Origin of the sequence: Leptothoe kymatousa TAU-MAC 1615, from assembly GCF_018739865.1 — a bacterium.
Lineage (GTDB): Bacteria > Cyanobacteriota > Cyanobacteriia > Phormidesmidales > Phormidesmidaceae > Leptothoe > Leptothoe kymatousa.
In genome coordinates this window covers 270,040-284,691 of record NZ_JADOER010000002.1, presented here as the reverse complement: position 1 = coordinate 284,691, position 14,652 = coordinate 270,040, and the positions used below count along the sequence as shown (strand labels likewise).

At 45.2% G+C, this 14,652-nt stretch carries 7 protein-coding genes; 1 reads left to right on the top strand and 6 read right to left on the bottom strand.

The window, feature by feature from the left end; genetic code table 11:
* Positions 1–693 precede the first annotated feature (693 nt).
* The 3 genes from IXB28_RS01570 to IXB28_RS01560 all read right to left on the bottom strand — a co-directional run bounded on the left by IXB28_RS01570 (position 694) and on the right by IXB28_RS01560 (position 6,088).
* Entirely contained in the window at positions 694–1,857 is a 1,164-nt protein-coding gene (locus IXB28_RS01570) for a glycosyltransferase (RefSeq protein WP_215616778.1), read from the bottom strand.
* A gap of 752 nt (positions 1,858–2,609) precedes the next feature.
* Positions 2,610–4,028, bottom strand: a complete 1,419-nt coding sequence (locus tag IXB28_RS01565; RefSeq protein WP_246559565.1) for an ATP-binding protein — start codon at positions 4,026–4,028, stop codon at positions 2,610–2,612.
* 257 nt (positions 4,029–4,285) lie between these two features.
* A complete protein-coding gene (locus IXB28_RS01560) occupies positions 4,286–6,088 on the bottom strand; it encodes a 6-pyruvoyl-tetrahydropterin synthase-related protein (protein ID WP_215616777.1) in 1,803 nt (600 codons plus the stop codon).
* A gap of 322 nt (positions 6,089–6,410) precedes the next feature.
* Here IXB28_RS01560 and IXB28_RS01555 point away from each other — a divergent pair, with 322 nt between their 5' ends.
* Positions 6,411–7,016 carry a hypothetical protein gene (locus IXB28_RS01555; protein WP_215616776.1) on the top strand — a complete coding sequence of 202 codons (606 nt, stop codon included), beginning with the start codon at positions 6,411–6,413 and terminating at the stop codon, positions 7,014–7,016.
* A gap of 131 nt (positions 7,017–7,147) precedes the next feature.
* Here IXB28_RS01555 and IXB28_RS01550 read toward each other — a convergent pair whose 3' ends face one another.
* The 3 genes from IXB28_RS01550 to psaA are packed head-to-tail and all read right to left on the bottom strand — an operon-like array spanning position 7,148 to position 14,236.
* A complete protein-coding gene (locus IXB28_RS01550; RefSeq protein ID WP_215616775.1) occupies positions 7,148–9,718 on the bottom strand; it encodes a pentapeptide repeat-containing protein in 2,571 nt (856 codons plus the stop codon).
* A gap of 22 nt (positions 9,719–9,740) precedes the next feature.
* The gene (psaB, locus tag IXB28_RS01545) at positions 9,741–11,945 is read right to left on the bottom strand and encodes a photosystem I core protein PsaB (protein WP_215616774.1); all 2,205 of its coding nucleotides are present in this window, start codon (positions 11,943–11,945) and stop codon (positions 9,741–9,743) included.
* 23 nt (positions 11,946–11,968) lie between these two features.
* Positions 11,969–14,236, bottom strand: coding sequence for a photosystem I core protein PsaA (gene psaA, locus IXB28_RS01540; RefSeq protein WP_215616773.1), 2,268 nt, complete (start codon positions 14,234–14,236; stop codon positions 11,969–11,971).
* Positions 14,237–14,652: the final 416 nt, after the last annotated feature.

The following is a 14,652-nucleotide window of genomic DNA, read 5'->3' as shown; positions in this document are numbered from 1 at the left end:
AACAGACTAAGGGCTTGTTAAAAATTAAAACCATGGTCTTTTTCCGTAAAAGCATGGCTTAACCAGCCTTTTCGGATTAATCCGTGAATTAGTTTCTTAACAGCTCCTAACGTTATCCATACGCTCAGCAGCACCAAATTGTCGCAAACCCAGCTAATACCTGAGTTTACAACGGGCACATTATTTACTTTTCCCAGAATAGGAGATACTCAGCCATTGCACACTTAGGCTGAACAATGACAAGGGTGCAATCCACTAGCATTGTTCAGAAAAAATCATCCCAAGGAGCAGCAAAATCAATAAATAATAATAACTAGACGTTTGTAGAAGACCTTCCCTAAAATGTTCGCACATCTCATCAGACAGAACTAGAGCCTGACGATGAAGTTTAGGACAATATTCCACTATTGTCTAAATCAGATTTTCATGAATAATCGTCCTGAATCCCTAAATCCAGACCTTTGCGCCACTATCGTGATTTACCGATCCAACCAATCCAACAACAATCAACAGCTAGCGTCCTAACATCTAGCTGTCGATGCGTCGCCTAAGTCGAATAAATATAACTTGGCAGGGCCGATCCTCGGCAGGGTTTTCTTTAGCATGCCCAGACAATAAGCCCAGCTGGCCGCTCGTTTCAGCCGCGCCAGCAGCAGCGCGGCTTACCTTGGAATAGCCTGCAACAGGGCTACCCTAACAAGCAATCGGTAAATCCACTGGATCAACACTGCAGGCCAGTCTCTGCAACTGTTTTTCCCGATTTAAAACCGCTTGACTCGGCTCTAAATTCAAGGCTTCTAAAACCTCGCGCCAGCGATAGACCCAATCATGCTTTAGCAAGGCGTTGACAATATTCCGACGGCGAATGGCCTCCACCCGTTCAGGTTGGGCATTGAGGGCATCAATCACTTCCAGCACATCTTGCTTATAGAGATTGACCTTAATAATGGCATCTTCCCAATCAAAGTACTGGGGAAACACATCTCCCATGGGTGGCATACCAATTAACACTGTCCCCGCAGCTACGCCTTCAAAGTAACGGGTCCCAATTTCGTGAAATCCGCCCGTTTCTTCCATGGAGTCAAATTTGGCATGGGCGGCAATGTTATACCGACTTCTCTGTAAGAGATTGACCAATTTAGCGCGATGCTGGCGCGGGTTGCTAACTTCTAAATTTTTGTTGTTAACGGTGTCATAGTAATAAAAGAAATTATCATCTTGCTGAGACCGATCAAACAACGATTGATGGGCTCCCGCAGGACGACGACCCACACAGCAAACATCAACCAATCTCTCAGCAGGATTAGGATAGGGGCAAAATTTCAGCGCATTAATGGCGGGCGCCAAGTACTTACAGGGCAGCCCCGTCACCTCTGAAAAGCTATCCACACAATGGGCGATACCGGAAAAAATATAGTCGAAGTTCTGAAATGGCTCGTGCACCAAGCGCCAGTCATCAAAACTAGGCTTCCAGGTCTCCATGATGTAACAAGCCTTATGGCGACATTTTTCGCGCCAATTTTTGATGGACTCCATCAAATGCATCTGCCATGGATTATCAAACACGGCAAACAATAAGTCGTAGTCCTCTTCTAACGTAATTTCAGCAGGAAAAGGGGCGATAGATCTGGCAATATCTGCCGACCCAGTGGCGTACTTGGTCATTCGATATACCTTTCTCGGCATTTCGAATTCATGGGTCGGGGTATATAGCCTGGCGCTTTCGAGTTCGCACAGAACGTCTTCAAACTCGTAAAGACTGCAATTGGCTACTTGGGCACGAAATCCTCTAACGGAGATTACTAATATGCGCAGCTCACCCTTCGTCTTATTTAGCACTGAGGTATCGTTTAACATAGCTACCAATATATTCAAAAGGGAATGTGGCAATGCTTCAGAAGATCTTACGAATATGTTTAAACCACTTATAACCCTTCACTTATAAACGTTACTTGATCTATGGATGTTCCTTATTAGACTTGAAAGTAAACCGTTCAAAAACCTAATAAATGAACATGATATAAGTAGAAAACTAACTCTTGAAGACTCCTAAGGACTCTGCTTTAAACATTCCCACACCGCAGAATTCTTTACCGGCAAGTGATTGTGAAGTTTCGAACAGTGTTTAACGGCTAATTAAACAGGTTATTTATAGGTTGAAACTACGGATTTATCAACAGATAGATAACTACATTCAAAATTTTATAATCTGCCGATATAGTCACCAGAAATCTACACTATAGTCCATACAATCTTCAGGCAAAATAACTGCCATCAGTGATGGTTATCATTTTTTATTTGATGTTTATTTTTAGCCTTAAAGACTAAAAATAAACTTATTTCTGGCTAAACCCATCACAAATCGGCACAATGCGACCGATCTAATTTTTCCCAGAGTGCTGCACAGATAGCATGGGGCATATCAACCAGGATATAACCCATACCCAAGGAAGTATTAACCCATATAGCCTGACACGCAAACGGACTTTACCACCCAGACCAAAACGGGTTGCGGGTGCGATCGCAGTCCCCTCCGCTAGGTCTTACCCAGGGACCCTCCACTAGGTCTTACCCAGGGACCCTCCACTAGGTGTCTTACCCAGGGACCCTCACGCTGGATCATTAGGCAGCTTAATCACAAATGTTGTTCCTTCACCTTCAGTAGAAAAACACTCAATGGTACCGTTGTGTTTTTCGCTAATTAGCTGATAGCTAATGGCCATGCCCATACCTGTGCCCTTACCCACCTCCTTAGTGGTAAAAAATGGATCGAAGATACGATGTTGTGTCTCGAGGGACATTCCTGTGCCATTATCCAAAATCTTGATCACCACACCGTCGGCATACGCTTCGGTACAAATTTTGATGTGCAGACGTTTTTGGGTATTTGGATGATTTTGAAACTCGTCCTCTAACGCATCAATCGCATTAGACAAAATGTTCATCACCACCTGATTTAACTGGCCTGAATAACACTCTACATGGGGCAAATAGCCAAATTCCCTAACAATCTCAATCGCCGGACGATAGGATTGTTGTTTTAAACGATGCCGGAGAATCAACAACGTATTATCTATGCCTTTATGAATATCAACAGATTTACGTTCAGACTCATCCATGCGAGAGAAATTACGCAACGATAGCACAATATCTCGAATTCTATCTGTTCCCAAATCAATGGACGCAAGCGTTTTCTCCAGGTCTTCCGTAATAAAGTCCAGCTCTATTTCCTGAATATAGGCTTGAATCTCATCGTTAGGACTAGGATAGTGTTTCCCATACAATTTCAAACAATTGCCAATAGCTTCGACATAGCGTTTAACATGGGGCAAGTTGCCATGGATAAAATTAGCAGGATTGTTAATTTCATGGGCAATGCCTGCCACCATTTGGCCCAGGCTAGACATTTTTTCTGCCTGAATCAGCTGCACCTGAGCTTTTTGTAGTGCCACCAGGGTCTCTTGAGCCCGTGCCGCTGATTTCTGGGCCTTTTCCGCCGCGACACAGCGCTCTTGGTACAGCTTCAATTGTTGTTGTTTATTTTCAACCTGTGCAGTTTCATTCTCTCGTTGATACTGAGCAACCACGGCATCTAGGGCGGGCAACAACCGACCCGAAGCTTCGTCGGTAATGCGCCTCAAAAAAGAGTTCGTAGGGGTTATCTCTGTCTCAGGTAACTGAAAAAATGAGCGCACAGTGGCAAGGTATGCCCGTATTTGCTGATCCACATTAAATGGAGCATCAAAATATATAGCCGTAATGGCAGCCGACTTTTGCTTCGGCAAGTTCAGTTCATCATTGCCATAAATCAGGCTTTCATGGGCACTTTCCATTAAGTCCACCACATGGCGCAGCTGTAGCTTTAAGTTTTGGTGCTCTTCTGGACTGCGGCTATTGGCAAGCATCAGACTAAACATGGCTGCCCGCTGGGACAGCATCCGCTGACGACCACTAATATTCACGAGTGCCGCATTAACAGCCTGGGTTTTAAGCTGTTGGGCGGTAGCTTTAGAAGTGTTTAGGGTCATCACATCGCAGCCATGCAGATCACGATTTAACTAGTAATACAGGGGTAGACAGCTCAATGGTACCTATAATGCCCAATTTCTAGAACGTTCATATATTAGAGCTAAGTATAGATTCGGATAAAATGGCGGCCCATGGGTGCATCTTTGGGAAGCGTCCCTTGGTCGGAGAGGTGTATCGGATTGGGTTAGCTTCGGCTGCGCTCAGCTAGCGGAGGGATGGGGGACGGTTTTCATTTTGACTACCCACTGCGCGGTGTTCAACCGCCCTTTGATATGGGCAAGATACCCAGGCCCAGGGGCAAACCATAGATTTTCAAGGCAGTGGCCAACAGCAGCAACAAACTCGCTGAGCTAACGATTAATCCAAAGATAAACGTGTTCGTATGGTGGTATTGCAGAGTAGCGCGGGACACACCGGCATCGATGTCAAACTCAATTCTGCCGTCATCAGCCATGCGTATGGGATGTTGTTTTTGATTGACCCATAATCGCCATGCAGGATAAAAATAGGTTCTAACCCTAAGGGTGGATGGCTGGGTGGCAGTCACCTCAAATTGTCTGTTATAGGCGCCCCATTGTTCTAAGGTAATATCCGCATCCCCTTCAACAATGGAGAACTCTTGTTGATTTAAACTGGGCACTGGGAAATAGGCCTCTCCCCCTTCAATATAGGGAACGGGTGTGCCGCCCACATATCTTTCACGAATGTCAGGATCAAAGGCGGCGTCTGACAATAGGGGCCGATATTCGGGCACGTCAATTAACCCATTGGAATAGGGATCGTTCAGGGCGGTTTCGAGCCATTCACGAATATGCACCACTCCGTTGGTGGGGCTATGTAAACCAGGGGCTTGGCGACTTAGGGTATAACCAAAGTGGAAGTTGCTCCAGACAATACTCAAAAGCAACATTGAACCGACAATTTTTAAGCGCCAATGGAGCTTTAAGGCGGCCCGAACGGCTAGGGAACAAATTACGGCTTGGCCAAAATAAAATAAAACTAACGCCCTTGTACTGCGCTGAACTTTTAATAGGATGTGGCTAGAGCGCCAAATGGGCTCAGACCAATTACACACCATAAAAAAGACCATAAAGGCAAAGCCTGCCCACAGTAGCGTGGTCCTAATTTCTTGTTTATTTTGACGAGCCGCATATAGACACAGGCCTAGAAAAACAACGATAGCGACTAAATTTTTTACTAAGATATCGGACCAGCCATCCTTAAATAGATCGCTGATTTGCAACATGAGAAAGCCCCCCTTAGACCCTAGCTGATAGTCTAAGTTCACAAATTTTTGTTCTAGTATGGCTGGCACCAGATAAAAGGCAGCCATACAGAACCCTAAAACGCCATGGGCAAAGGTTAGAAATACAGCCTTAAAGGGCTTGTCTAGCAGGGAAAATAGGAGATAGATAAACCAAGCGATCGCATACAGCAGCAAACTAGGGGTATGGGTTAGTGCCACAACTGCGGCCATCAGCGATACGGCAATTCTCGCCTGGGGTTTTACAAAGGAGCGATCCACCCAATACATGCCTAATGGAATCCACGGATAGGCCCATAGGGTAGATAAGTTTCCAAAACTAATGGCACTAATAAATACGGGGGTATTCATATAGAATATGGCCCCCAGCAGCCCCGGCAGTTTGCCCCACTTACTGCGCCCGTAGAGATAAAAACTGAGGCCGGACAAAAATAGGGGCAGAGAAAATAACAAGGTCATCGTAGCCTCACTCTTAAAGCCAATAAATTTTAAGAATGAGCCGATGTAATAAACAAACGGTGGATAAAAAACGAAGGTGGGGCTGCCGTAGCCAAAATTAGTACCTGCGATCCAGCGGGGATACCAAATTCCTTCCGCCAGCTGTTGGGAAAAATGCTGCACCCAGGCAATGTGCCACTTAATGTCCCCCAGGCTAGTTAGGCCATAGCGAATCATCTGGATATTGATGATAATCGTCATGGCCATCAAACTAACGATGACGGCTACATTCCACACGTACGGCTGGAACGCAGTGCTATCGCTAAAGGGAAACCTGCGGGTAGAGACTGAAGTCATTTTATGCTGCGCAACATTATTTCCATATTGCACAGCCAAATTCATGGACTAACAGACATCTGCTCTGAGGCAATCGGCAATGTTTATTTAGAGCGCTATATTACCGATGCTGAACACATCGCTACAACATCTATGTAACGGTCCTAGTTTGCCAATGGTTTTACACTACGACCTTAACTGGAATGGCTATATTGGTATGACGAAAATGGTCAGCGGTTGCTCACTCCTGAAGAAAAAGCGGAAAGGTTAGCCATAAGTTGAGGGAGCTAGGTATTGATCCAAACAAACTTTAGGATGTCTATTCTAAATATGGTTGTGCGCTATGGCTAAGCAAGCATTTTCTAGTTTCGATTATGAGGCAGCATTTAAGGCGTTATCTATCGAAAGACTCCTACCGTGGACATTACCGATCCAGGATTTGACACCTACCGATTTTTTTGTTGAGCGGTTAACTCTTCTACAGCGACGTTTTGACTTACAACGATGCGAAGAATCGAAAAAGCTTCTTATCGATGCTTTTTGCGAAGAGGCGCTGGAAGGTATTGATTACCTGAAAATTTGGAAAGGCGCTCCCCTAGAAAGGGAAACAGCCATTGGTGCAGTGGATTATCTGATTGCTGAGGATCGGGCCTACTTGCAAGCTCCATTTATTTGCGTGGTGGAAGCCAAAAAGGATGACTTTTCCCAGGGGTTGGCTCAATGTTTGGTGGAGATGCAGGCCTGCGCGTGGCAAAATCGTCAGATTGGCCGGGTGATGGATGTGTTTGGCATTGTTAGTAATGGCGGGGTGTGGCAGTTTTATCGGTTGCTGGTGTCTGGTGAGGTGAAGGAGACTTTGCCGTTTGCGATCGCGCAGCAAAACTCAGTCCTGGGCGCACTCCGCTATATTTTTCAAGAATGCGTTGGCCAGTTAAAAATTGCTCAGTAAGCCACGTTTGAGATCTCTCGTCATGGAGTTTCAGATGGGGGCAACTGCAACTGCTCGATGGGGATACCCGGCTTTTCGATTAGCTCGAAAAGCCGGGTATCCCCACCACATTTTTTTGAGCAACATTCCACTCAGAATATAGATTGAACGACTGGCAACAAATCCTTACAAACCTTAACAACCTCCGAAGTATTAGACAGAATAGATGCTATTTCAGCAAGTGTTTTCATTGAACGCCGTGCTATTCGTTTCATCGCACCTTCATTTGGGGTAATAGCAGCTTTAGCTATTTTTTTCATCTCACCTATAGCCTCCAGCTTTTCATCAGGATTTAAACTCGAATCCTGTTCAACCGCATTTTGCAATCGAGATAACAACTCTTTCAATTCAAACTGATGTTCATTAGCTAAAGGAGTAGGAGGTATTTGTTTAATGAGATTACTTAGTTGGCCGCTAATATCACCTAAGTTTAGATTGGAGTTAGATGCATTTAAATCACCTCCTACATTTAAATTCCTGCTATTGTCATCTCCTTGCATAACTTTACTCTCTAAAATATTGTTAACGTTAACATTTGGCTTATTGGACTGAACTGCAAACATTTCGAACAGTCTAAGAAAACTGCTAGACTGTTTTTTATAGTATCTAATAGCTATATCTTTACTCTTAAGCTTAGATTCTTTTCGAGTTAACTCACGCCTAAATTGCCTCTTGACTGCTTTATATTTTGTTTCATATTGAGTTCTTATTCTTCGTTCCACCACTCTCTTTTCTACTTCATCCAAGTCAGGTGGGGTATTCAGCTTGATAACGAAGCCATCATCATCTTTACGCTCTAGAGATTGTATTGGAAAGGTATCATTTCCGTACTCTTCTTGAATTGTTCTCAATGATTCAAGTAAGCTCTGCCAGTTTAGCAAACCAGAAAAGACTAAATCTATGGTGTCAACTGTCTTCTTAACCAATACAAAAAAATCACCAGGTTTAAAGTTACCACTGCCTGGACGTCTATCCCGGTTATCTGTTTTCAAGAAAATATAATCACAAACTACTCCTTCTAAAGAAGTTAGTCTATTAATATTCCAATCTTCAATACATGCACCGGTAAAGTCACACTTTGAGAAGTTTGTTTCCAAAGCAGTTACACGTAATAAATTAGCACCTATTAAAGATGAACCTGAAAAATCTATTTTACTTATATTCACACCTTGAAAATTGCTCTTATCTAACTGAGCTCGCTTAAAGTTAGCGCCTTTTATACTTGACTTGCTAAAATCTAAACCAGTCAAAATAGTATCTTCAAAAACAGCATTTTCAAAATTTACACCCTTAACATTAGCGCCTGTCAAATTAGCGCCTGTCAGATCAGCGCCTGTCAGATTAGCGCCTGTCAGATTAGCCTTTGAAAGATCAGCATTTTTAAGATTACTATTACTAAGATTTATATTGATTAAATCAGCATCTCGTAAACATAATTCTTCCAAATCTAAGTCACTAAAATTATTTAACCGAAAGCTTTTTTGTTTGATTACATCCATTCTGACATCATCAAAAAGTGCTCCCGGATTAAAACGATCAACAGCAAGAGAAATTACTTTATTACTCGAAAATATATTTTTTCTAAGCCTTAAATATTGATAGCCTTTTATCTTAAAAAAGTTACATCGCAACACATAAGATTTTGAAAAATCGACAAATTTCAGATTTGCACGAGTGAAATTTACATCTACTAACTCTGATCGAATAAATTGAGTAGATTTATATAAGAAAAGCCAAGATGCTAAAGCGTCTATATCTGGATAATTTGAGACAGATGCAATTTCTTCTAACTTTGGATAATTTTCTAATGTTTTCTTCTCATCTATTTTCACAAATGCATCATTAAATATTTCATCCACTTCTGGATAGTGCCGACTTTCTGGTGCATATTGAATACCTCTATAAGCTGAACGAGATATCAAAGTGATAGAAGTTAAAGCGGCCAATGCATTAACATTCTCAGGATCACCTAAGAAAGAAAAGTAAATAATAACGTTAGCCATCAATACTGGAAAGATGCCTAAAATACTAGTCAGCGCAACTGCTAAAGCAGGCAGAGAAATAGAAATCAGAAAAAACAGTTTGGAATACCTTTTAAATGCTTGAAAGAAGAAAAATATTTTTCCCAACAGAAAGAATTTATCAATCCATTTGCTTACTCTGGTTGGCATGGAGATAGGAAATATTGACTGATAAATTATCAATATCAATATAACTCTCCCAAACTTAGCTTCTAAAAAGCCTAAGATTGCAGCAGCTAAAATAAGCAAAAAGTATATATTGATATTCCAACTATCTTCAAGGCCAGCACTACATTCTTGAAAGTTAGCATTATTGATATTGCATTCAACAAACTTAGTTCCTTTTAAGTTTGTTCTACTTAAGTTGATGCCAGGAAGTTGTCGATTTTCTATTCGATATCCGCTAAGGTCAGGAGAAAGGTTGGGTGAAGATTTTCTCCAATTATTCCAAACTTCAACACCTTTGTTCAGAATAGTAATTTGATCCTGATTTGCCATATCTCTAGAAGCTATACAAGAATTACACCCAAATAAAAAAATAGCATTATAAACATTAGGGTTGCTAATATTTTGAATATTTCCAAGATTAAAATTCACCATAAACAAAAAGCCCTTCAGGCTTCGCTGAAGGGCTTTTTTCATTCTCCTAAGAGAGATTCAAACGCTACCCAAATCGGCTAGACGTTGACGCAATTAGGAAGGCCGCATACGTGAGGACAAATCCCACCGTAAAGTGAGCTAGACCCACAACACGAGCCTGAACGATGGACAGTGCAACGGGCTTGTCCTTCCAGTTGATCAGGTTAGCCAGAGGAGTACGCTCATGAGCCCATACGATGGTCTCGATAAGCTCCTGCCAGTAACCACGCCAAGAGATAAGGAACATGAAACCAGTTGCCCAAACCAGGTGAGCGAACAAGAACATCCAAGCCCATACGGACAGGTTGTTCATGCCATAGGCGTTGTAGCCGTTAATTAGCTGGGAAGAGTTCAACCACAGATAATCACGGAACCAGCCCATTAGGTAAGTGGAGCTGTTGTTAAACTGCGCCACGTTACCAGACCAGATAGCCAAGTGCTTCCAGTGCCAGTAGAAGGTCAACCACGCGATGGTGTTAAGCATCCAGAACATGGCTAGGTAGAACGAATCCCAAGCAGAGATGTCGCAAGTACCGCCACGGCCGGGGCCATCACAAGGGAAGCTATAGCCAAAGTCCTTCTTGTCGGGCATCAGCTTAGAACCACGAGCGTCTAGGGCACCTTTCACTAGTACAAGAGTAGTAGTGTGTAGACCTAGAGCGATCGCATGGTGAACTAGGAAGTCACCAGGGCCAATGGTCAAGAATAGGGAGTTAGCACCACTGTTGATTGCTTCGAACCAACCCGGTAGCCAAATACCACTAGCAGCACCAGTAGCCATGCTGTCAGCATTGGAAAGCAGAGTATCGAAACCGTACAAAGCCTTACCAGATGCTGCCTGAACCCACTGAGCAAACACAGGTTCAACCAAGATTTGCTTCTCGGGAGTACCAAAGGCAACTACAACATCGTTGTGTACGTAGAGGCCCAAAGTATGGAAACCGAGGAACAGAGTGACCCAGCTTAGGTGAGAGATGATCGCTTCCTTGTGATCCAAGATGCGGGCCAACACATTGTTAGCGTTCGCAGCAGGATCATAGTCGCGAATCAAGAAGATCGCACCGTGGGCAAAGGCACCCATCATGATGAAACCAGCGATGTACTGGTGGTGGGTGTAAAGCGCAGCCATGGTGGTGTAATCCTTAGCCATGAAGGCATAAGGAGGCATCGCATACATGTGCTGAGCAACGAGAGACGTTACTACACCCAAGGAGGCAAGAGCCAAACCTAGCTGGAAGTGCAAGGAGTTGTTGAGCGTGTCAAACATACCCTTGTGACCGTCACCCAAGCCACCACTGGGGGGCTGGTGAGCATTGAGGATCTCCTTCAAGCTGTGGCCAATACCGAAGTTAGTCCGGTACATGTGGCCAGCGATGATGAAGATAACCGCAATGGCTAGGTGGTGGTGAGCCATGTCAGTGAGCCATAGAGACTCAGTCTGAGGATGGAAACCGCCCAGGAAGGTCAAGATTGCAGTACCCGAACCCTCAGACGTACCAAACACATGGTTTACAGTGTCAGGATTCTGAGCGTAAACACCCCAGTTTCCGGAGAAGAAGGGCGCCAAGCCAGCGGGGTGAGGCATCACGGTCAGGAAGTTATCCCAACCAACGTGCACACCACGGGACTCAGGAATTGCAACGTGCACCAGGTGACCAGTCCAAGCTAAGGAGCTCACACCAAACAAACCAGCCAAGTGGTGGTTTAGGCGAGACTCAGCATTCTTGAACCAGGACAAGCTGGGACGGAACTTAGGCTGTAGGTGCAACCAACCTGCAAGCAGGAAGATTGAAGACAACACTAGTAGGAACAAGGACGCCGAATAAAGGTCGCCGTTAGTCCGCATACCAATGGTGTACCACCAGTGATAAACCCCAGAGAACGCTACGTTAACGGGGCCAGTTGCGCCAGCCTGGGTGAACGCATCCACCGCATTCTGGCCAAAGTGAGGGTCCCAAATCGCATGGGCGATGGGTTTAACATTGAGGGGATCTTGGATCCACTGCTCAAAGTTGCCTTGCCAAGCAACGTGGAACAGGTTGCCAGATGTCCACAGGAAGATGATCGCCAGATGACCAAAGTGGGAAGCAAAAATCTTTTGATAAAGATTTTCTTCCGTCATGCCATCGTGGCTTTCAAAGTCGTGGGAAGTAGCAATCCCGTACCAGATCCGACGCGTGGTTGGATCCTGCGCTAGGTCTTGGCTAAATTTAGGAAATTTAGTCGCCATAGTTTTCTAGTAAGTCCTCCCCGCTAACCTATCGACAGAATTCGAGCATGGAAGAACGCCCAAGTCACTACAATACCGCCGAGGAGGTAGTGAGCAACGCCAACCGCACGACCCTGAGTGATGCTCAGTGCGCGAGGCTGAATTGCAGGAGCAACTTTAAGCTTGTTGTGAGCCCAAACGATGGACTCAATTAGCTCTTGCCAGTAGCCACGACCACTGAACAGGAACATCAGGCTGAACGCCCATACAAAGTGACCGGCGAGGAACATCAAACCGTAGGCCGACGTAGCCGAGCCGTAGGAGTTGATTACCTGAGAAGCCTGAGCCCACAGGAAGTCGCGGAGCCAACCGTTGATAGTAATTGCGCTTGTCGCGAAGTTACCACCAGCCGGGTGAGAAACCGCACCGCCGGAAACGGTGCCCCATACATCGGATTGCATCTTCCAACTGAAGTGGAAAATAACGATAGATAGGGAGTTGTACATCCAGAACAGACCTAGGAAGATGTGGTCCCAACCAGATACCTGGCAAGTACCACCACGACCGGGGCCGTCGCAAGGGAAGCGGAAACCCAGCTCGCTCTTATCGGGGATGAGGCGAGAGTTACGGGAATACAGCACACCCTTGAGCAGGATGAGTACAGTTACGTGAATGGTGAACGCATGGATGTGGTGCACCATAAAGTCAGCTGTGCCAAGAGCAATAGGCATCATGGCAACTTTGCCGCCAACGACAACCATGTCACCACCGAAGGCAACACTAGTCGGACCAATTGCATTGGGAGCAGTGGTACCGCTAGCCGCTAGGGTGTGCAGGTTCTGCAGCCATTGGGCAAAGATAGGCTGAAGTTGAATCGCACTATCGGAGAACATGTCTTGGGGACGACCCAAAGCACGCATAGTGTCGTTGTGGATGTATAGACCAAAGCTATGGAAGCCTAGGAAAATACATACCCAGTTGAGGTGAGAGATGATGGCATCACGAGCACGAAGAACGCGGTCGAGCACGTTGTCGACATGCATGGCCGGATCGTAGTCACGAACCATCGCGATCGCACCGTGGGCAGCACCACCCACAATCATGAATGCACCAATCCACATATGGTGTGTGAATAGGCACAGCTGGGTTGGGTAATCAGTTGCTAGGTAAGGATATGGAGGCATCGCATACATATGCTGAGCCACGATAATCGTTACCGAACCGCCCATAGCCAGGTTGATAGCCAGCTGAGCATGCCAGGAAGTGGTCAAGAACTCAAACAAGCCGTCATGGCCATTCTTAGCAGGGAAGAGCAACGGATCGCCCTTCTGACCTTCTAGGATCTCCTTGATGCTGTGACCAATACCCCAGTTAGTGCGGTACATGTGACCAGCAAAGATGAACATCACTGCGATCGCCACGTGGTGGTGCGCAATGTCAGTCATCCAGAGACCGCCAGTGACGGGGTTTAGACCGCCCTTGAAAGTCAAAATGTCAGAATAAACACCCCAATCAAGGGTGAAGAATGGCGTAATTCCCGCAGCAAAGCCAGGGAATAGATCTGCCATGAACGCTTTATCTAGCAGATACTCGTGGGGCAAAGGAATATCCTGTGGAGCCACCCCGGAATCTAATAGAGCGTTAACAGGCAAAGATACGTGAATTAGGTGTCCGGCCCAACCCAAGGAACCTAGGCCGAACAAGCCAGCCAGGTGGTGGTTTAGCATGGACTCCACGTTCTGGAACCACTCAAGCTTGGGAGCTTTGATGTGGTAGTGGAATACACCAGCATTCACCATCAAACCAGCCATTACCAGCGCACCGATGGCGGTACACAAAAGCTGGAAGGAGTTGGTGTAACCAGCAGCTCTCCACATCTGGAATAAACCAGACGTAATTTGAATACCTTGGAAGCCACCGCCCACTTCACCGTTCAGGATTTCTTGACCAAAAATAGGCCAAACCACCTGAGCACTAGGGTGAATGTTAATGGGGTCTGCTAGCCAAGCTTCAAAGTTAGAGAAGCGAGCGCCATGGTAATACATGCCACTCAGCCAGATGAACACAATGGCCAAATGGCCAAAGTGAGCACTAAAAATTTTACGAGAAATGTCCTCTAAGTCACTGGTGTGACTGTCAAAGTCGTGAGCGTCGGCATGGAGATTCCAAATCCAAGTTGTGGTTTTGGGTCCCTTAGCCAAGGCACGGCTGAAATGACCAGGCTTACCCCACTTCTCAAAGGAAACGGGTACTGGATTTTCATCAACGGCTACCTTGACTTCTGCCTCCCGCTCCCGCGGGGTAGTTGTCATGGAGACTCTCCTCTCTCTAGACAAAGAACGAACAGCCTAATAAAACCAGGTCAGCAAAGGATTCGTATATGAAACGATTGCGAACATTTGCTACTGAGGTATTAACGCAGTAGAAACGTCGACCCTTGGTATTTATTTAGGATTGCTCCTGAGCATTATAGACTCGGCACTTCCCCGATCCCGCTTCGAGTTAACAATAATTCAACCTCCGAAATCCTCACAGAATAAGGATCGCAAGGTAGTCGTTGGCACAAAATAGCAACTCTATTGAATTCCTATTAACAAATCTCAATACAGCGGGTTTGTTTTAGCCACCGCCGTGGAGCACGCATAAACCCTTCAAAAATCAACCAATTTTTCTTAATGAAGATCATAGAACTTCCTAATGGTGGTATGAGCGTGGGGCACGGATGTTT